The sequence below is a fragment of the Borborobacter arsenicus genome (assembly GCF_003934165.1).
GTDB lineage: Bacteria > Pseudomonadota > Alphaproteobacteria > Rhizobiales > Rhizobiaceae > Pseudaminobacter > Pseudaminobacter arsenicus.
In genome coordinates this window covers 1-16,862 of record NZ_ML133518.1, presented here as the reverse complement: position 1 = coordinate 16,862, position 16,862 = coordinate 1, and the positions used below count along the sequence as shown (strand labels likewise).

The 16,862-nt window shown below is 59.5% G+C and carries 19 protein-coding genes and 2 pseudogenes; 17 read left to right on the top strand and 4 right to left on the bottom strand.

The annotated features are described in order from the left end of the window. The 4 genes from EET67_RS25865 to EET67_RS07565 all read left to right on the top strand — a co-directional run. Window positions 1-186, top strand: a 186-nt coding sequence (locus tag EET67_RS25865; protein ID WP_210211105.1) for a hypothetical protein, incomplete at its 5' end; no start/stop codon positions are given. A 74-nt stretch (window positions 187-260) separates the two neighbouring features. Then, on the top strand, window positions 261-596 hold the full coding sequence (locus EET67_RS07575; protein WP_128625566.1) for a COG4315 family predicted lipoprotein: 336 nt from the start codon (window positions 261-263) through the stop codon (window positions 594-596). A 226-nt stretch (window positions 597-822) separates the two neighbouring features. Next, window positions 823-1,464 carry an alpha/beta hydrolase family protein gene (locus tag EET67_RS07570; protein WP_128625565.1) on the top strand — a complete coding sequence of 214 codons (642 nt, stop codon included), beginning with the start codon at window positions 823-825 and terminating at the stop codon, window positions 1,462-1,464. 129 nt (window positions 1,465-1,593) lie between these two features. Beyond that, complete coding sequence (locus EET67_RS07565) at window positions 1,594-2,175, top strand: dioxygenase family protein (protein WP_128625569.1); 582 nt, start codon at window positions 1,594-1,596, stop codon at window positions 2,173-2,175. A 101-nt stretch (window positions 2,176-2,276) separates the two neighbouring features. Here the strand turns inward: EET67_RS07565 and EET67_RS07560 are convergent, their stop codons facing one another. Continuing rightward, window positions 2,277-2,933 carry a winged helix-turn-helix transcriptional regulator gene (locus EET67_RS07560; protein WP_128625564.1) on the bottom strand — a complete coding sequence of 219 codons (657 nt, stop codon included), beginning with the start codon at window positions 2,931-2,933 and terminating at the stop codon, window positions 2,277-2,279. Between the two features lie 87 nt (window positions 2,934-3,020). Between EET67_RS07560 and EET67_RS07555 the strand changes: the two genes are divergently transcribed. The 5 genes from EET67_RS07555 (at window position 3,021) to EET67_RS07535 (ending at window position 7,326) form a co-directional block, all read left to right on the top strand. Further along, window positions 3,021-3,749 carry a DUF1428 domain-containing protein gene (locus EET67_RS07555; protein ID WP_128625563.1) on the top strand — a complete coding sequence of 243 codons (729 nt, stop codon included), beginning with the start codon at window positions 3,021-3,023 and terminating at the stop codon, window positions 3,747-3,749. Then, entirely contained in the window at window positions 3,746-4,420 is a 675-nt protein-coding gene (locus EET67_RS07550; RefSeq protein ID WP_128625562.1) for a glutathione S-transferase family protein, read from the top strand. The genes EET67_RS07555 and EET67_RS07550 overlap by 4 nt, the downstream gene beginning before the upstream one ends. Window positions 4,421-4,445: 25 nt before the next feature. After that, entirely contained in the window at window positions 4,446-5,240 is a 795-nt protein-coding gene (locus EET67_RS07545) for a VOC family protein (RefSeq protein ID WP_128625561.1), read from the top strand. Between the two features lie 466 nt (window positions 5,241-5,706). Further along, window positions 5,707-5,895 (top strand): hypothetical protein, encoded by a 189-nt coding sequence (locus tag EET67_RS07540; RefSeq protein ID WP_128625560.1) that lies wholly within the window; start codon window positions 5,707-5,709, stop codon window positions 5,893-5,895. A gap of 282 nt (window positions 5,896-6,177) precedes the next feature. Continuing rightward, complete coding sequence (locus tag EET67_RS07535; protein WP_128625568.1) at window positions 6,178-7,326, top strand: amidohydrolase; 1,149 nt, start codon at window positions 6,178-6,180, stop codon at window positions 7,324-7,326. 181 nt (window positions 7,327-7,507) lie between these two features. Here EET67_RS07535 and EET67_RS26595 read toward each other — a convergent pair. Together EET67_RS26595 and EET67_RS07525 are read right to left on the bottom strand one after the other, a co-directional pair. Continuing rightward, window positions 7,508-7,639, bottom strand: a pseudogene (locus EET67_RS26595) (DUF1127 domain-containing protein); the annotation flags it as partial. Between the two features lie 221 nt (window positions 7,640-7,860). Beyond that, window positions 7,861-8,232: a hypothetical protein gene (locus EET67_RS07525; RefSeq protein ID WP_128625558.1), complete on the bottom strand. Its 372-nt coding sequence runs from the start codon at window positions 8,230-8,232 to the stop codon at window positions 7,861-7,863. Window positions 8,233-8,583: 351 nt separating this feature from the next. On the opposite strand from EET67_RS07525, the gene EET67_RS07520 reads away from it, so the two are divergent. Then, the gene (locus EET67_RS07520) at window positions 8,584-12,270 is read left to right on the top strand and encodes a PAS-domain containing protein (protein WP_128625557.1); all 3,687 of its coding nucleotides are present in this window, start codon (window positions 8,584-8,586) and stop codon (window positions 12,268-12,270) included. 72 nt (window positions 12,271-12,342) lie between these two features. Then, window positions 12,343-13,071 (top strand): response regulator, encoded by a 729-nt coding sequence (locus EET67_RS07515; RefSeq protein ID WP_128625556.1) that lies wholly within the window; start codon window positions 12,343-12,345, stop codon window positions 13,069-13,071. A gap of 75 nt (window positions 13,072-13,146) precedes the next feature. Here the strand turns inward: EET67_RS07515 and EET67_RS07510 are convergent, their stop codons facing one another. After that, window positions 13,147-14,100 carry a homocysteine S-methyltransferase family protein gene (locus EET67_RS07510; RefSeq protein ID WP_128625555.1) on the bottom strand — a complete coding sequence of 318 codons (954 nt, stop codon included), beginning with the start codon at window positions 14,098-14,100 and terminating at the stop codon, window positions 13,147-13,149. Window positions 14,101-14,338: 238 nt separating this feature from the next. On the opposite strand from EET67_RS07510, the gene EET67_RS07505 reads away from it, so the two are divergent. The 6 genes and pseudogenes from EET67_RS07505 to istB form a co-directional block, all read left to right on the top strand. Next, window positions 14,339-15,013, top strand: a complete 675-nt coding sequence (locus tag EET67_RS07505) for a TetR/AcrR family transcriptional regulator (protein WP_128625554.1) — start codon at window positions 14,339-14,341, stop codon at window positions 15,011-15,013. 12 nt (window positions 15,014-15,025) lie between these two features. After that, window positions 15,026-15,433, top strand: coding sequence for a fluoride efflux transporter CrcB (gene crcB / locus EET67_RS07500; RefSeq protein ID WP_128625553.1), 408 nt, complete (start codon window positions 15,026-15,028; stop codon window positions 15,431-15,433). Window positions 15,434-15,438: 5 nt separating this feature from the next. Beyond that, window positions 15,439-15,930: a CrcB family protein gene (locus EET67_RS07495; RefSeq protein WP_342634656.1), complete on the top strand. Its 492-nt coding sequence runs from the start codon at window positions 15,439-15,441 to the stop codon at window positions 15,928-15,930. 2 nt (window positions 15,931-15,932) lie between these two features. Next, window positions 15,933-16,271 (top strand): DUF190 domain-containing protein, encoded by a 339-nt coding sequence (locus EET67_RS07490; RefSeq protein WP_128625567.1) that lies wholly within the window; start codon window positions 15,933-15,935, stop codon window positions 16,269-16,271. After that, window positions 16,252-16,332: pseudogene (locus EET67_RS26590) on the top strand (hypothetical protein); the annotation flags it as partial. The gene EET67_RS07490 and the pseudogene EET67_RS26590, both read left to right, overlap by 20 nt. A 1-nt stretch (window position 16,333) precedes the next feature. After that, window positions 16,334-16,854 (top strand): IS21-like element helper ATPase IstB (istB, locus tag EET67_RS07485; RefSeq protein ID WP_165899821.1); only part of this gene is annotated, 521 nt, incomplete at its 5' end. Between the last annotated feature and the right edge of the window lie 8 nt (window positions 16,855-16,862).

Sequence of the window (16,862 nt, the reverse complement as noted above, 5' to 3'; positions counted from 1 at the left end):
TCCGTCATCTTCGTGGACATCGCCGACCTCCAAATCAGTCAGCAACCTATGAATCAGACCGGATTCGTCCCCGGAACCCCAAAACCTATACCTGAGTCAATTCGTCCACACAGCCTAGGTGTCATCTCGAGCGGTCGAAATGCCGCCGGAGTGTCGATCGAATCATCCCATCGAACCGAAAGCTGAACGCGGGCATTCGCGGCGAAACCAAATCCCGTAACGTGCGTTCGCTCGGAGTAGCCGCCACTCAGGAGGACACGATGGTCCACTCTCTCACGACATCGGTTATGCTTGCCGCATTTGCGTTGTCGCCCACATTCGTTTTCGCGCAGGATGGTGCTTCGGCCGTAAAAGTCGCTGAAAGCCGTTGGCCACCCTATTATGTGGAAAACGATCCGCAGGGCGGCGATATGGTAGACACGTCGATGCTCGGTACGGTCGAGCATGACGGCAAGATGATGGCCACTTACAATGGATGGCCGCTCTATCACTTCGTAGATGATGCCGCAGCAGGCGACACCAAAGGCCATGACGTCGAGGAATTCGGCAGCGAATGGTACCTGCTTGCACCGGGGGGTGAGAAGGCAGAAGATTAGAGCGCCGTGCGTCCGATCGGATGCCCAAAAGGTACAACGCCTTGATCTAGCACGAGTTGTTCCGTGTTCGGCTCGTATTCTGCTCCAGCTCCGCTTCACGGGGGCTTCGTCGCTATGGCTTCCACACCGCACAGACCTTCTAGCGCGAACGGGTTTTATAACCCGTGCCGGATGGTTTCTTCCAGGCAAGCAACGGCTTATGGTTAGCCAAAGAGGCATCAGCCAGATGGCAACGAAATTCCGATTCGACGGACCGGTTGGGGCCAGACATACGGTTCTTCTCGCTCACGGCGCTGGTGCTCCGATGGATTCCGCATCAATGACAGCGAGTGCGCGGGCTCTGGCAAACGCCGGATTGCGGGTGGCCCGCTTCGAATTCGACTACATGGCCAGTCGCCGGACAACGGCGAACCGCAAGCCGCCTCCGCGGGCAGACAAGCTCAATCCGGAATATATCGCCGCAGTCAATGCGCTCGCCTCGACCGGGCCGGTCATCATCGGCGGCAAGTCGATGGGCGGGCGTGTCGCCAGCATGATCGCCGACGAACTTTACGCATCCGGCAAGATCGTTGGCTTGCTGTGCCTGGCATATCCGTTCCATCCGCAGGGCAAGCCCGACCAGTTGCGGATCAGCCATTTAACCACGATGGAGACGCCGACACTCATCGTGCAAGGAACACGAGACCTGTTTGGGACCCGAGAGGAGGTCTCGGCCCAAACGCTCTCTAAGAACATCGAGGTCCTGTGGCTGGAGGACGGCGATCACGATCTGAAGCCGCGAAAAAGCGTATCCGGCTTTTCAGCGGACGATCACCTGAAGACGGTGGGTAGAACGGTTTCGGTCTGGGTTGAAACGATCGCAGGCTAGGGTCGGCCGGTGAGAACCCATCCTCCGCCCGGACTCTCGGATTGCGGGGTGCGGTTAATTTTTGCCCCACTTCCGCCGAATGTGGCGGTGAAGATTTCGATCACGCCACCCCTCGGGAGACGCCGCGCCATGCCTACCCGCCGACTTTTCCTTTCAGGAGTTGTCGCAGCTCCGGTGCTGTTGCCGAATCTTGGCCGTTCTGCCGAGCTTCCCGAAAAATTGCAGCTTACGCCGGCATGCGGCGATGAGGACGATTTGACACCATCTCAAACGGAAGGTCCGTTTTTCACGCCACAGACTCCGCAGAAACGGGATTTTGCCAGCGACGCGCCGAATGGGGAGAGGATGACAATAGGTGGATACGTGCTGACCCCGACTTGCCGTCCGGTAGCTACAGCGCTGGTCGAGCTATGGCATGCCGACGAAACCGGCACTTACGACACCAGCGGCTACAGACTTCGCGGGCATCAATTCACCGATGCCGACGGGCATTGGTGGTTCAATACCATTGTGCCTGGGCTCTATCCGGGCCGCACCAGGCACTATCATCTCAAGGTACAGCGGCCGGGCGGGCGCGTGCTGACAACGCAACTCTATTTCCCGAACGAACCTCGAAATGAACGGGACGGCATCTTCGATGGCGCACTGGTGCTCGACATTGCCAGGACCGACGATGGTAGGTTCGGTCGCTACGATTTTGTGGTGGCCTGATCCGCCTGATCGACAATACCTCATGGCTCGGTGTCATCTGTAATCTGATTGCACTGCTCTGAGTACCCATCTGGAACAAGGACCGAGCCTGCTGTGTAGGGTCAAGGCTGCGGTTCCAGCCTGAACATGTCGACGAAATCCTGCGCTGCCGAGACATCCCCTTGTGCCCCAATGAAGCCCTTGGCGATCAGCAATGGCAGTGGCGCCGTACCATAGACCGCCGCCGCCATCGCATTGCCATTGCCGGACAGGACGAAGGGGGTGTCAGGCTGGGCGACCGATGCGGTCGATAGGCCGCCGCCGGTCAGCCGCATCTCGAACACCTCCTTGCCGAAGTCGAAGCCCGCCAGCGCCGTACGCCCCCGGGCTTTGTCGCGCATCAGATTGACGCCCATCGAGATCATCAGCGCCGAGGGGCTGATGAAGCGCGACGGATCATGCCCCGGCACGGTGAGCGCCCAACGGCACAACTCTTCGAGAACCGGCAGCAGACCCCGGCCCGCATCCGCCAGGGAATAGATACCCAGGCGATCGTCCTGGACGACAATGCCGGCACCCTGCAACTGGGCCAGACGCCCGGTCAGAACGCCGGCGGTGATGCCGGGCAAGCCGGCGCGGATCATCTGGAACCGTTTGGGAGCAAACATGAGTTCGCGTACCACCAGCAGCGCCCAGCGATCGCCGATCAGGTTCAGCGCGTGGGCAGCCAGGCAGCCTTCGTCATAGCGGATGCGAGATGGTTCACCGAGTTTGGTCATTTTTTAATACTAACAGTTGCTTTTTGATACTACAAGGGTCATGCTGGGTTTGCGGGGGCTGTGGTCCTGTCTGAGAGGAGACATGAAATGGCCTATTATACCGGCTCTGTTGCAGCCGTTCCGACCGCTAACAAGCAGAAATATGTCGAACACATAAAAGCCGCCTGGCCGCTGTTTCAAAACTATGGCGTGACCCGAATGGTCGAGAGCTGGGGCGTCGACGTTCCGAGGGGCAAGGTCAATGATCTTTATGGGGCAGTGAACGCCAAAAAGGATGAAACCGTCGTCTATTCGTGGCTCGAATGGCCGGACAAGACGACCGCCGATGCCGCCTGGCAGAAGATGCAGAATGATCCGGCCATGAAGGAAATGGCGCAAATGCCGTTCGACGGCAGCCGCATGATTTTCGGTGGCTTTGAGCCGATCTTCGTGGAGGGTACTGACAGGAACGTCGGTTATGTTCAGGGTTTCGCGCTGGCGGTGCCCGGGAAGAACAGGGCCGCCTACGTCAAGATGGCCGCGGATGCATGGGAGGGCGCGTTCAAGCCCAATGGCTGCCTCGGCATAGTTGAAGCCTGGGGTGTCGACGTGCCACATGGCAAGCAGACCGATTTCTATCGAGCTACCAAGGCCGAGGATGGCGAGGTGCCGGTGTTCAGCTGGACGGCGTGGCCCGACAGGGTGACCTGTGATGCCGCAGCCAAAGCGATGGAAGCGAGCATGGAGGGGCAGGAATTTCCCGAAATGCCCTTCGACGGTATGCGCATGATGTGGGGCGGGTTCGAACCGATCTTCGACTCGGTCAAAAGCCGATGAGCGTCGTCGTTTACACTTATGACTGGCTGCCGGAGTTTCCCCGCGGTTTCGTGCGCGATCTTCGCGTCCGCTGGGCGCTTGAGGAGATCGGGCGGCCTTACGAGGTCGCTACGGTTCCGGTCTACCCGAAAAGTGACGCGCACTGGGCCATCCAGCCATTCGGACAGGTGCCGATCATCGAGGACGGCGAACTGACGCTCTTTGAGAGCGGCGCGATACTGCTTCATCTGGCCGAGGGGACACCGCTGCTGCCGCCGGGTCGTCGTGCCGAGGTCACCCAATGGCTGATCGCTGCGCTTAATTCCGTCGAAGTCGCCAGCAGCGGATGGATGGGCATGGTGTTGGCCGAACGGATGCCTGATGTCTTCGGTCCGCCGTCCACACAGGAAGCAGTCGAGCACGCGCGCCGGAACATGATGGGCAAGCTTGATGCCGTGGAAAAGCTGATGGCGGATCGCGACTGGATCGCAGGCGTATTCAGTGCGGCCGACATCATTATGGTCGATGTACTGCGTATTCCGGAAGCCGAGGGTCAGTTGAGCAGCTATCCCGCACTGACGGGCTATGTGGCCCGCGCCACCGCCCGGCCGGCATTCAAGAAAGCCATGGCCGATCATATGGCTCACTGGCAGGCGGCGGATGTCGCGCGCGACGCAAACGCATCCGCCTGAGCAGAAACCGAAGAGGAGAACGACGATGAGCTATCACGGCAATCCGTGCTGGTATGAACTGGACACCAGCGATCTGAAAGGCGCCGGCGACTTCTATAGCGGGATTCTCGGCTGGCAGGTCGCAGACAGCGGCATGGAGGGGTTCGAGTATCACCTGGCCAAGTCCGATGGTGACATGGTGGCCGGGATGATGTCCAATGTCGACCAGCAGGGAAACCCGCCGCCGAACTGGCTGATCTATTTTGCCCTCGACGATTGCGACAAGACCGCCGCCGACATCAAGGCGGCAGGCGGCAAGGTCTACAAAGAGCCCGCCGATATTCCCGGCACCGGCCGCTTTGCCGTGGTCACCGATCCTCAGGGCGCGGTCTTTGGCCTACTGCAGCCTGACATGAGCCAGATGAGTGAGGCCGACCGCGCCAAGGCCGAGGAAGGCGGCGCGTTCAACCAGAACAAAGCCGGCCACGGCAATTGGAATGAACTGATGTCGACCGATCCGCAGGCCGGCTTCGCTTTCTACTCCGGGCTGTTCGGCTGGACGAAGGGCGAGGCGATGGATATGGGCGACATGGGAACCTACCAGTTGTTCCGTCACAAGGGCGTCGACATCGGGGGCATGATGGGCCTCGGCGACGCGCCCGTGCCGGCATGGTTACCCTATTTCGGGGTTGACGGAGCGGTGACGAAGATTGCCGAGGCGATCAAATCAGCCGGAGGCAAGGTCCATCACGGTCCGGCCGAAGTGCCCGGCCCCGCCTATATCGCGGTGGCGCAAGACCCGCAGGGGGCCTGGTTTGCCGTGGTCGGTGCTGAAAAGTGAGCGGATCGGACTTGGCCGATATGGTCCACCTGGGGCTATGAGGCCGGCCGTAAGAGGTTCGCAGATGATATATTTGCCCCACTGAAGGCAAAGGCGAGAAAACAGGCATCAAGGCCGCCACCATTCATGTTCCTGATGCCTGGGCCGCCACCGCCATCGGTGAATCCGTAAAGAAGATTGAGCGCAGCCTGATCGTGATGGCGTCCACGGTCGGCGTGGCATGAAACGGCTGCTTTTAGGGAGTTAAGCCGCCGAGGTTGTATCCAGCAGTCCGATGCCCGTTCTGATTAGCAAGGTCGAACCTGATTTCGCAAGAAGGGGCGTTGTCCGTAGCTGCAGGTCGTGTCAACCGGGCATGATGGTACGGTGAACAGGAAGTCTTTTTCCCGGTTTCTCTTCCTGGCCAATGAATTGGCAGACGAGTGCCTATGTCCCATCCGGATCGCAGCGCCTAAGGGAGCAATCCATGAAAAAGCTCGGCCGGTTTATCATCTGGTTATTCATCGCGCCGGGCGACCTGATCGCTGACCGCCTGGGCATTTCGGAAGAGAATAATCGCGACCTTGTGAGGATGCTCATCAACTCGTTGTTCTGGATCACCATAGCTGTGGTCGGGCTTGCAATATGGACATCGACCCTGCCTCAATACCAGTAACCGTTCCACGAATGGCACGGGCGTGCCGCGATTTCGCCTGCGCCCCCGTAACGATACTTAGGAACCAAGCGCCCCGTGGACCGGGCAAGCGAAACGCACGGGGTCCCCTGCTACAGTCCCAACGATTTTCAGATTATGCCTCTTCGGGTCGGGGCAGTCCCGGGATACGTTGAAAGTTGCCGTTGGCGATTAAGGAACAGGCAGCGCAATTCTTCGCATTCTGACACGCGAACCCAGTCGCGCATGGTGTGGAGAATCTGGCTGCAAGCGGAGTTGGAAAACGTGACCCTTACCAATCAAGACGTTGTGGAGCTGACGGCATGGCGGCGCAAGCTGCACCAGCATCCGGAAATCTCGAACGAAGAGGAAAAGACCGCTGAGGAGGTGGTCAACTTCCTCGCGGATACAGGGCCGGACAAGGTGCTGACCGGATTGGGCGGACACGGCGTGGCGATAGTCTATGACAGCGGTAAAGCGGGACCGACGGTCATGTTTCGTTCGGAGCTCGATGCGCTGCCAATTCACGAGGTTTCGGGCGTGTCGCATTCATCGCTCGTGCCAGGTAAATCGCATATGTGCGGCCATGACGGCCATACCGCAATCCTGGCCGCGATGGGCCGCCAGTTGGGACGTAAGCGGCCTGCACATGGCCGCGTCGTGCTGATGTTCCAGCCAGCGGAGGAAACCGGCAACGGTGCGGCAGGCGTTGTCGTCGATCCACGCTTTGGCGGCATCGCACCGGATTTGGCTTTCTCATTGCATAATCTGCCCGGTGTGCCGTTCGGGGAGGTGCGGGTCAAAGCCGGCGTGGTCAATTGTGCTTCACGCGGCATGCGCATCGTGCTTGAGGGCAAGACGGCGCATTCGTCCATGCCCGAGACCGGCGTCTCACCGATGATGGCAGTTAGTCAGCTGATGCCGGCGCTGCCCGCACTTGGCAACGGAACCTTCGCTGACGATGAATTCGGCATGGTGACGGTTACCCATGTCACAATGGGCGAAGCCGTCTTCGGCATCGCCCCGGGCAATGCTGAGGTATGGGCTACGCTGCGTACGCGGCGCGACGAGCGCATGGCAGATCTGTGCGCCGCTGCTGAAACGCTGGTCAAAAAGATCGCCGGCCAGCAGCGCCTTTCTGCCCGGTACGATTATCATGAAATATTCGTTGCTAGCGTCAACGCTCCGGATGCCGTGGAGCATTTGCAGCGAGCGCTCAATGAAGAGGGTATCGCGCATGGAGAAGACGACCTGCCGATGCGCGCCTCGGAAGATTTCGGCCTGTTCGGTCATAGCGCAGCGTCGGCGATGTTCTTCCTGGGCGCGGGCGAGCAACACCCTGCGTTGCACAATCCGGACTATGACTTCCCCGACGACCTCATTCCGATCGGGTCAAGAATATTCATGCGCACGGCACGAAATATTTTGGACTGACCTTGCCCAAGATCTGCCCTGGCAAACCTCTCCTGCTCCCGGAAATGTGGAGGCTCCTTCACCGGGCAAGGGCAGTGACCATAGGGAGGCAGCTTGCCACGATCGAGGAGGTGACGTCGCCGAAGGGCCCCCGCCTTCTTCAGGCTTCATGATCTACATGATCGCCACGCGCCGCCCTTAAGCCATAAACGACCATGGGAATTTCAGACCGGCTGATCCCTATATCTTTCAGCGTATGATCTTCCATTGCCGAAAGTGTCCGGCTTGCGATGTGGCGAGCCCGGTTTGCCTGGAAGGCCCGGTAGGCGGCCAATATTTTCCCCGTAAGGACCGAACTTCGGCGTACGGCGCGAAACTCAAGCGTAAGAATAGACATTGTGGTGCTCCGTGGGTTGGAGCCGCCAATCGATGGCGGCGCTATGGTCGAGGCCGCCGGGGCAACCGGGCCTCCTCGGTCGCCCCATTGTCGGCACGCCGGTGGGTTGGCGCATGTTAGAGATCAAGATCTGGACAAAGCCGAACTGGCCCGATGCTCTAATTGCTGCCGTCGAGAATGCGCGGGCTGAAGCCGAGTTCGGATGGTCCATGTGTTCTCATCGGCGCGCCGGACGAAAGTCCGTACCCACTCATCCCGTTCGGTGCCGTGGATGGAAGCGGCGCATCGCCATAGACATAGCGGGAGGAAATCTTCCCGCGTTGCGGGTTGGTTTCCATTGGCGCTGCCGATGAAATACCCATGCCGCGTTTCGGGTTCGCAATGACCGAACGTGGTGCGGCATCGCCGTGCTGATGGCGCGAGGATATCGTCTTGCCCTCGGGGAATTGGAGGGTCGAAAAGACATCATCGGCATGGGCGGCTCCGAAAGCCGGCAAGGTGGCAGCCAAGGCAAAAATGATCTTTCGCATTTACAAGTCTCCAGGGTCATGGGTCGGGTTGCTTGTCTCCACCATTCGCCGTGGCGGCTGTCGGGTGCCTATCAACAGCCGGGGGCTTTTCTGATAGGCTGGCGAATTCCTTTCGCCGAGGTCCGAACAGGTGAAGTCGACGCCAGGAAATCTAGCCTGACCCTGTTTCAGGTGTTTTTCAGAGAAGGCGCGGAAGTGTTTCGTTTGTTGCATAAACACAAGGAAAGCGCTCGCATGCGCTGAAACAGTTGAAACAAATCATGCCGGCGCTGAAAGCGTGCTGAAACATACGGGACCTAGTGTGGCGAGTGTGGTTGGTTTCATAGCCGTCCTCGTGCGGGAGGCCTGCTCATGCGAGTCGAAAGCCCGGCTACCCCCATGTTCACAGGCTATGCCCTGTTCGACAGCACTAATCGGTTGGTGGATGCGAATGCCGGGATTTTCGGCGGGAAACACCTACGCCACGATACGGCGCGAATGGATGGCGACCAGGTAACCGCCGAGATCATCGCCCAGTTCAAGAGTTTCGACGGCCGGCCCATCGAAGCGAGCATGGATTTCGCAAGGGCCGCCGCTGCACGCTGGCGCCAGAGTGGCGGTGGCCCGGTGGAGGCGGAAACGCTGGATGGAAGCTGGAGGCTGCTTTCATCGCATCCTCGCGTGGAAGGCGGTATCGCGCTGGTGAGCATCGACATCACCGAGATGAAGCGTGCCCAGCTCGCCCATCTGGAAAACGCCGAAATCTTCCGCTGCATTACCGACAGCCATCCCCTCCCGGTCTGGGTGGTCGATCAGGAAAGCCGGCAAATCCTTTATGAAAGCCTGGACGCCTCGAAACTGCTTGGCCGCAAATGGCGGCCACTGCAGCCGCAATATCTGACTGACCACTATGTCTGCCCCGAGGCGTTCGAAGAGATAAGGGCTCTCGCTGGCGAGAACGATATCATCCGGGACCACGAGATCGAACTGCGCCGGACGGACGGTTCGACGGTCTGGTGCTCGGCGAATTTCCGCAGCGCCCTCTATCGGTCGCGCCCAGCGCTTGTCATCGGCGTTCTGGATATAACCGAGCGCAAGGGCCGCGAGGATCTGCTCGGTTTTCTGATCAAGCATCATCCGCTGCCGGTGTGGATGAACGAGGTCGGCTCCGGTGAGATCATCTACCTGAGCGGGGCGGCGGAGCGGCTGTTGGGGTGGCGAGTCAATACCGGCGACAAGGCACCGCGACTTGCCGACCGTTTCGTCGACAAGCAGCAATATCTTGCCATTAGCCGCGAATTGATGCGCAATCGCGCCGTCGAGAATTGGGAAGCGCAGCTCAAAAGCGCCAATGGCCAGGAGATTTGGGTCACCGGCAATCTCAATCTCGTGGAATTCCGGGGGCGGCAGGTTGTGCTCGGCGGCATCGCCGATGTCACCAAGCAGAAGCAGCGCGACGAGGAGGTCACCTCAGCGCGGGAGATGCTGGCGAATGCCATCGAGTCGCTATCGGAAGGCTTTGCGCTTTACGACGAAGACCATCGGCTGGTCATGTGCAACAGCCACTATCGCAATATGCACAAGGCGGTTGAGGACATCTTCAAGCCCGGCGTCGAATGGACCGAGCTGCTTGCCGAAGGTGCCAGGCGGGGGGCCTATCCTGAAGCAATCGGTCGGGAGGCCGAATGGCTGGAGGAGCGTGTCCAGAGCCGGGTGCATTTCGTGCGCCACTACGAATTCAGCGTCGGCGAGGACAAATGGCATTCGGTATCTGTGCATCCTACTGAGCTTGGCGGTTTCGTTGTCACACGCGCCGACATAAGCGAGCGCAAGAAGGCCGAGGCGATCGAACGGGATGCGACGGCGCTGCTGCAAAAGGTGCTCGACGCTTGCCCGTCTCCCACACACATGTCGACGCTCGACGGCGAAACGCTCTACCGCAACCCGGCCAGTCGCGAACTCTATGGCGAGCGGCCGCAGATCACGGATTATTATCTCAACCCCAGGGACAGCCAGACGCTGATCCGGATGCTGATCGATGCGGGCCGTGTAGATGATTTCCGCGTCCAGCAATATGCGGCTGACGGGAGGATATTCTGGGCTTCCATATCGGCCCGCCTGATCGACTTCCAGGGGCGGCGGGTGATCGTTTCCAACACCACCGACGTCAACGATGTCATCCTCGCCCAGGAGCAGACGCGCCAAGCCAATGAACGGCTTACCGATGCAATCGAATCGCTGTCGGAGGGCTTTGCGCTGTACGACAAGGACGACCGGCTGGTGCTGGCCAATCGCCAATATCGCAAGATGCATGCGATCAGTGCCGATGTGCTGGTGCCGGGCGTCAACTGGTTCGATTTTCTCCGCGTCACTGCCGAGCGCAACCAGTTTCCGGTGCGGAAGGACAGAATCGACGATTGGCTGGCCGACAGGGCCCGCGACCGGCGGGAGTTCAGGCAGCAGGAGTTCCAGCATAGCGATGGCGGCTGGTTCTTCGTTTCCAACTGCCCGACACGCGATGGCGGCTTTGTCGTTACCCGCGTCGACATCACCGAACGCAAACGTGCAGAACTCGCGGCAGAAGAAGCCGGAGAACTGGTCCGCAGGGTGCTGGAGGCTTGCCCGGTCAATATCCAGATGACCCGCGCCGCTGACGGCAAGCTGCTTTATCGCAGCCCGGCGGCGGCGGAACTGCATGGCGACGTGACCAGCGCGCTGGACTATTACGTCAATCCGGACGACCGGAAGGGCTATGTCGAGCAGTTGCTCACTGAGGGATCGGTCGATGATTTCGAGACGCAGCTCTGGCGCAAGAACGGCGAAACCTGCTGGTGCTCGATTTCATCGCGGCTGATCGACTTCCATGGCGAAAAGGTCATCGTCTCCCATACCTACGACCTCACCGACCGGCTGGAAATGCAGCGGGAACTCGAACGCCAGCGCGAAACGCTGCACCAGAACGAGAAGCTGTCGGCCCTTGGCGGCTTGCTGGCCGGCGTGGCGCATGAACTGAACAATCCGCTTTCCGTCGTGCTCGGGCTTTCCCTGATGCTGAAGGAGACCGCCAGCGATGCCAAGACCGCTGAGCGCGCTACCAAGATCAGCAAGGCGGCCGAACGTTGCGCCCGGATCGTCAAGACATTCCTGGCGATGGCAAGGCAGCAACCGACGCAAACCTCCAATGTGGACATCGACGATGTGATTGCCAGCGCAATCGAGGTTGCAGGCTATTCGATCCAATCCTCTGACATCGAATTGTCCGTGCAGATCGAGCCGGGTCTTCCCCCTATCTGGGCCGATCCTGACCAGTTGAGCCAGGTTCTCATCAATCTGCTCGTCAACGCCGAACAGGCGCTGCATGACTGGGATGGGCCGAGGAAGATTGCTGTTCAGGCCATGCGTATTCCCACCGGCGGCAATGTCGTAGTCAAGATCGCAGACTCTGGGCCCGGAATCTCGAAAGAGATCCAGTCGCGGATTTTCGATCCGTTCTTTACCACCAAGGAAGTCGGGACGGGAACGGGAATCGGCCTGGCCTTCTGCCACCGCATCGTCCAGTCGCATGGGGGAGCCATCGAGGTGGAATCCCAGGAAGGCAAGGGCTCGACATTCGTCATCTCGTTGCCGGCCTCGAACAGGCTCGATCAGACGCACGAGGCTGTAACGCCCGAATTTTTCAAGTCACCCGGTCTGTCGTGCCTTGTGGTCGATGATGAGAAGGAGGTTGGCGCGGTTATCGCCGAAGTGCTCACACGCGATGGCTTCAGCGTGGCAATCGCCAATTCGGGCGAGCAGGCTCTCGCTCAGTTGAAGAACCTGGAATTCGGCCTCATCCTGTGTGATCTGAAAATGCCGAACATGGATGGAAGGCGTCTGTTCAACTACATCGCTGAACTTCACCCTGCGGCGATCGACAAGCTGGCCTTCCTCACTGGCGATACGGTCAGTCCCGATGCACAGGCCTTTCTGCGCGCGACCGCGCGGCCATATATCGAGAAACCGATCAAGCCCTATGAACTCCGCTCGTTCGTTTCCAGGCTCATCAATAAGGATGTCTGAGGCGCCGTTGAATTGCCATCCCTTGCGAGGAGGCTTACCTTCCGCAAGGGAAGGGTTATTGACGTAAGCTTGATGGCTACGGCTCATATTATTGTTTGCGACGACGAGCCGGATATCCGGGACACGATCGCGGAATATCTGGAGCGGCATGGCTTTGCCGTGACACAGGCGGATGCAGGGCCGGCGCTGCGCACGCTGATCGACACCACGCCGGTGGACGCCGTAATTCTCGATATCCGCATGCCGGGGGAAGATGGGCTCTCGCTTGCCCGTTATTTGCGCGAGCATTCGGACGTCGCAATCCTCATGTTGACCGGATCCGCCGAAATCGTCGATCGCGTGGTCGGCCTGGAGATCGGCGCTGACGATTACATTGGCAAGCCCGTCGATCCTCGAGAGCTGCTTGCAAGGCTCAAAGCAGTGTTGCGCCGGACTTTGCCCAAAGAGAGAGGTGCCGATACCGAACCGGAACAGATGGTGGCGGGAGAGGTCGGCACGTCTTCGTCGATCCAGTTCGGGCGCTGCCGCTTCAACCCCGAAGCCCATAAATTGTTCAATGCCGAGGGTGTCGAAATCGCGATCACGGCGATGGAATTCCAGTTACTGAAGGTGTTTGCCGAACATCGCGGTCGTGTGCTCAATCGTGACCAATTGCTGGAACTTGCCCATGATCGTGGCTGGGACCCGTTCGACCGCAGCATCGACATCCGCATTTCGCGATTGCGCAAGAAAATCGAGGCCGATCCGTCCAAGCCGGAGGTCATCAGGACCATTCGCGGCGTCGGGTATCTCTATTCGTGATTTCACGCTGGAGATCCGCACTGTATTGACAGGTGAGGGGAGGGCCATTTCCGTTCTCACCTGCCAGAGCATTTGTCAGGCACTCATGGCCAGCGGCATGCAGGCTTCGCAAATCGCCGCGACGTGACGGTGATCGGTGCCGCAGCAGCCGCCTAGGATGTGCATCTTCGGGAATGTCCGCTTCAGCCGACGGTAGCGCTGGCCGAGATCGAGCGGGTCGCCGGCGTCGAGCGTTTCGGATTCGTCCAACTCCGCATGGCTCTTGGCGGAGGCGTTGGCCTTGACCCCGCGGATACGTTCCATCCATGGTTCGCCCGCCTTCAGCGCCTGCTCGAAATGCGAAGGGTGCGCGCAGTTGATCATGTAATAGACCGGCGCGGCATCCGTTTCCCGGTCCACTGTCTCTATGGCTTCCGGCAGCGTCTTGCCGGTCACCAGCCTGCCATCGGTCTCGACCGTGAAAGCGATCGCGCAGGGCATGGCCCGGGTCTTGGCCGCACGCGCGATGCCAATAGCCTCGTTGATATTGTTGAGCGTAAAGGCCGCCACCATGTCGGCCGCCGTGTCGGCAAAGGCAGTGATCTGCGGTCCGTGATAGGCCTCGGCTTCATCCGCATTCATATTACCGGCCTTATAGCCATCACCACGAGGGCCGATTGCGCCGCTGATCACGCAGGGCGTGGCCGCTGTTTCCCATTCGGCCCGCAGTTCCTCGAGAAGCTCGATGGCGGCGACATTGATACGCCTGAGGCCTGCCGCATCATAGCCGAGCCTGGCGCCCCAATCGGGGTTTGCCCGCCATGTTGCGCTATCCAGGATGAAACCGACGCCATGGTCTCGGGCGATGGCCAGGTATTTTTCATAATAGCTCTTGAGCCGCCGCCTGCCGGTCTCGGTGTCAAGGACGACAAAGGAGGCAAAATGCGGAAGGTCCAGGCCATCGTGAAAGATAAGCGTGGTTTCTATTCCGCCATCGCTGAGGAATGTACCGCCGTCGATTTGCGGCAGGCTCGTTCGATATTTGCTCATCGATAACTCCGCTGGTGCTAGCTCGCTTTGTTGGTCTTTATTCGGCCGGAACAGGCGGAATTTTGTCGCATTCGCCGTACTCGAACTAGAAGCCTTCCGGTCCGGTTCGCGGTGGCATATCAATAGAATAGCAATTTCAAAGACTTGGAAGATGCCGTGGATGGACGATGCCAGCAGTGCTATTGTTGGCATGCCCAAAACCGTACTTGCGGTACAGCAAAGCAGAGGAAGTTCTGTCATGGGCAAGGGCGCCGAAACACGCGAGCGTATTCTCGAGATCGCCGAGGCTTCTGTCCTGAGCAAGGGTTTTGCGGCCACATCGATCGATGAGGTCATCGCTGAGGCCGGCATCACCAAGAGCGGCTTTTTCTACCATTTCAGGGACAAGAACCGGCTCGCCCATGAAATGCTGCGCAGATATGTCGAGGCCAACGACCATCTGTTCGATGGGATTTTCGATCGTGGGCGGCAGCTTTCGGACGATCCATTGCAGGCCTTCCTGATTAGCCTGAAGCTACTGGCCGAAATCATGGCGGACCTGCCCAATGGCCATCCCGGCTGTCTCATCGCCAGCATCTGTTATCAGGAGCGGTTGTTCGACCGGGAGGTTCGTGATCTGACCGTGCGGTCGGTCGAAAGCTGGAACACGCGCTTTCGCAACACTCTGGAAGAAATAGCGACTGTGTATCCACCGCGCGAACCGGTCGATCTGGGCGATATCGCCGACATGCTCTCCTGCGTGGTCGATGGTGGAATAATCATGTCGAAGACGCTGAACGATCCGCACCGCCTGGAGCGGCAGGTGCTTGCCTTTCGTACTTTCGTGAAGCTGATCTTTTCAGGGCCGGCGATCATCGACGGCATCGATCTGGAGAGACGGCCCGCTCACGGCAGCGACCAATCAAGCAGATAGGCCGGTAGAGAAATGCAGGACGTTCTTCATGCAGTGATATGGGTGGCGCTCGGCAGTGCCTTCGGTGGTCCGGCGCGGTATTTTGTGTCGGGTCTGGTCGGCCGGCATGTCGGCGAGACCTTTCCTTGGGGTACGATGGTCGTCAACGTCAGCGGCGCCTTCGTGATCGGCCTGATCGCAGCCGCCGCGACCGTTGATGGCCTGCTCCCGATGCCATCCGCCTGGCAACTCGCCGTCACCGGTTTCCTCGGCGCCTATACGACTGTTTCCTCCTTCAGCCTCCAGACCATGGCGCTTGCCCGCGACGGCCAGTTTCTGAAGGCTGGCGGCAATGTGGCGCTCTCCCTTGTTCTCTGTCTATCAGCTGTGGCTCTGGGTTATGGCATCGGTGCTTTCGGCCTTGGGATCGGTTCCGCATGAGCGAGTTGGAGAAGGCCCTTTCCGTCGAAGAAGAACCAGTCCGCACGGCGAAGGCAGGTTTACAAAGGCGGGTCAGATGGGACTGGTTCCGCGAAAGGCTGCTTCTTTATGCTGCCGTGTCGGTCGGTTCCATCCTAGGCAGCGTCTTGCGGGCCCTTGCCTCGCTCGCCGCGCTCGGCTGGTTTGGTCCAGGATTTCCGTGGGGCACTCTGTTCGTCAACATCGTCGGTTCCTTCGTCATCGGGTTTTATGCGACGATCACGGGGCCTGACGGGCGAATCTTCGCCGGCATGTATCAACGCCAGTTTGTGATGACCGGTATTTGCGGCGGTTTCACCACCTTTTCAATCTTCAGCCTGGAAGCCTTCCAGGCATTCCATGCCGGCGAATTCGCGCTTGCCGGTCTCTATGTCGGCATCTCCATCATCACCTGGCTCGCGTCGGTTTGGCTCGGTCACTCTCTTGCTTCACGCCTCAATCGCCTCGGAGGAACATGATCATGCAGATACCGCGCCAAGCCATGCTTCTGCGGATATTCATCGGCGAGGACGATCGCGACGACGGCCACCCCCTTTATGAGTCCATTGTGCTCAAGGCGCGCGAGATGCAGCTAGCCGGCGCCACCGTCCTACGCGGTGGAATGGGGTTCGGTCAGTCCAGCCGTCTCCATACAACGAAGATTCTCCGGTTGTCGGAGGATCTGCCCCTCGTCGTCGAAATCGTCGACAGTGAGGAGAAGATCAGCGCCTTCCTGCCTGTGTTAGAGGGCATCATGCCAAGCGGGCTGGTGACGCTCGAAAAGGTGCAGGTGCTGCAGTATGGATCAACTGGCGGCTAGAGCCGGCCGAGGTCCTCCCTCTTCCGCATCATGCTACAGGCCAAGCAATGCTGTGGCGCGGNTCGTCGCCGATCAACGCAACGTCGTCCTCGTCGGCGGCACGGGAACCGGAAAGAGCCATCTGGCCATCGCCATTGCCCGAGCCCTCATCCGCAACGGAACACGCGGGCGCTTCTTCAACGTCGTCGATCTGGTCAATCGGTTGGAAACGGAAACACGCAGCGGCAAGCAGGGGCGGACGGCGGACTACCTCACTCGTCTCGACTTCATCATCCTCGACGAACTCGGATACCTGCCGTTCGCTCAGGCCGGCGGCCAGCTCCTGTTCCATCTCATCAGCAGGCTTTACGAGCGCACCTCGATCATCGTCACCACAAACCTTGCCTTCGGCGAATGGCCGACGGTCTTCGGCGATGCAAAGATGACGACGGCGCTTCTCGACCGTCTGACCCATCACTGCGAGATCGTCGAAACCGGAAACGAGTCCTGGCGCTTCAAGAACCGCTCTCAAAGCTCACATGAGGGGTTTGGCGTCAAGACATCGGATGCATCCTCCCCGTGTGCTGTCGGATTCATGGTCTGAGCCTTTTC

Excerpts from the sequence above, each read along its gene's own strand:
- EET67_RS07490 (WP_128625567.1), top strand. The coding sequence starts at position 15,933 with ATGCAGATACCGCGCCAAGCCATGCTTCTGCGGATATTCATCGGCGAG.
- crcB (WP_128625553.1), top strand. The coding sequence starts at position 15,026 with ATGCAGGACGTTCTTCATGCAGTGATATGGGTGGCGCTCGGCAGTGCC.
- EET67_RS07555 (WP_128625563.1), top strand. The coding sequence starts at position 3,021 with ATGGCCTATTATACCGGCTCTGTTGCAGCCGTTCCGACCGCTAACAAG.
- EET67_RS07570 (WP_128625565.1), top strand. The coding sequence starts at position 823 with ATGGCAACGAAATTCCGATTCGACGGACCGGTTGGGGCCAGACATACG.
- EET67_RS07515 (WP_128625556.1), top strand. The coding sequence starts at position 12,343 with ATGGCTACGGCTCATATTATTGTTTGCGACGACGAGCCGGATATCCGG.
- EET67_RS07540 (WP_128625560.1), top strand. The coding sequence starts at position 5,707 with ATGAAAAAGCTCGGCCGGTTTATCATCTGGTTATTCATCGCGCCGGGC.
- EET67_RS07505 (WP_128625554.1), top strand. The coding sequence starts at position 14,339 with ATGGGCAAGGGCGCCGAAACACGCGAGCGTATTCTCGAGATCGCCGAG.
- EET67_RS07560 (WP_128625564.1), bottom strand. The coding sequence starts at position 2,933 with ATGACCAAACTCGGTGAACCATCTCGCATCCGCTATGACGAAGGCTGC.
- EET67_RS07510 (WP_128625555.1), bottom strand. The coding sequence starts at position 14,100 with ATGAGCAAATATCGAACGAGCCTGCCGCAAATCGACGGCGGTACATTC.
- EET67_RS07565 (WP_128625569.1), top strand. The coding sequence starts at position 1,594 with ATGCCTACCCGCCGACTTTTCCTTTCAGGAGTTGTCGCAGCTCCGGTG.
- EET67_RS07550 (WP_128625562.1), top strand. The coding sequence starts at position 3,746 with ATGAGCGTCGTCGTTTACACTTATGACTGGCTGCCGGAGTTTCCCCGC.
- EET67_RS07575 (WP_128625566.1), top strand. The coding sequence starts at position 261 with ATGGTCCACTCTCTCACGACATCGGTTATGCTTGCCGCATTTGCGTTG.
- EET67_RS07520 (WP_128625557.1), top strand. The coding sequence starts at position 8,584 with ATGCGAGTCGAAAGCCCGGCTACCCCCATGTTCACAGGCTATGCCCTG.
- EET67_RS07525 (WP_128625558.1), bottom strand. The coding sequence starts at position 8,232 with ATGCGAAAGATCATTTTTGCCTTGGCTGCCACCTTGCCGGCTTTCGGA.
- EET67_RS07545 (WP_128625561.1), top strand. The coding sequence starts at position 4,446 with ATGAGCTATCACGGCAATCCGTGCTGGTATGAACTGGACACCAGCGAT.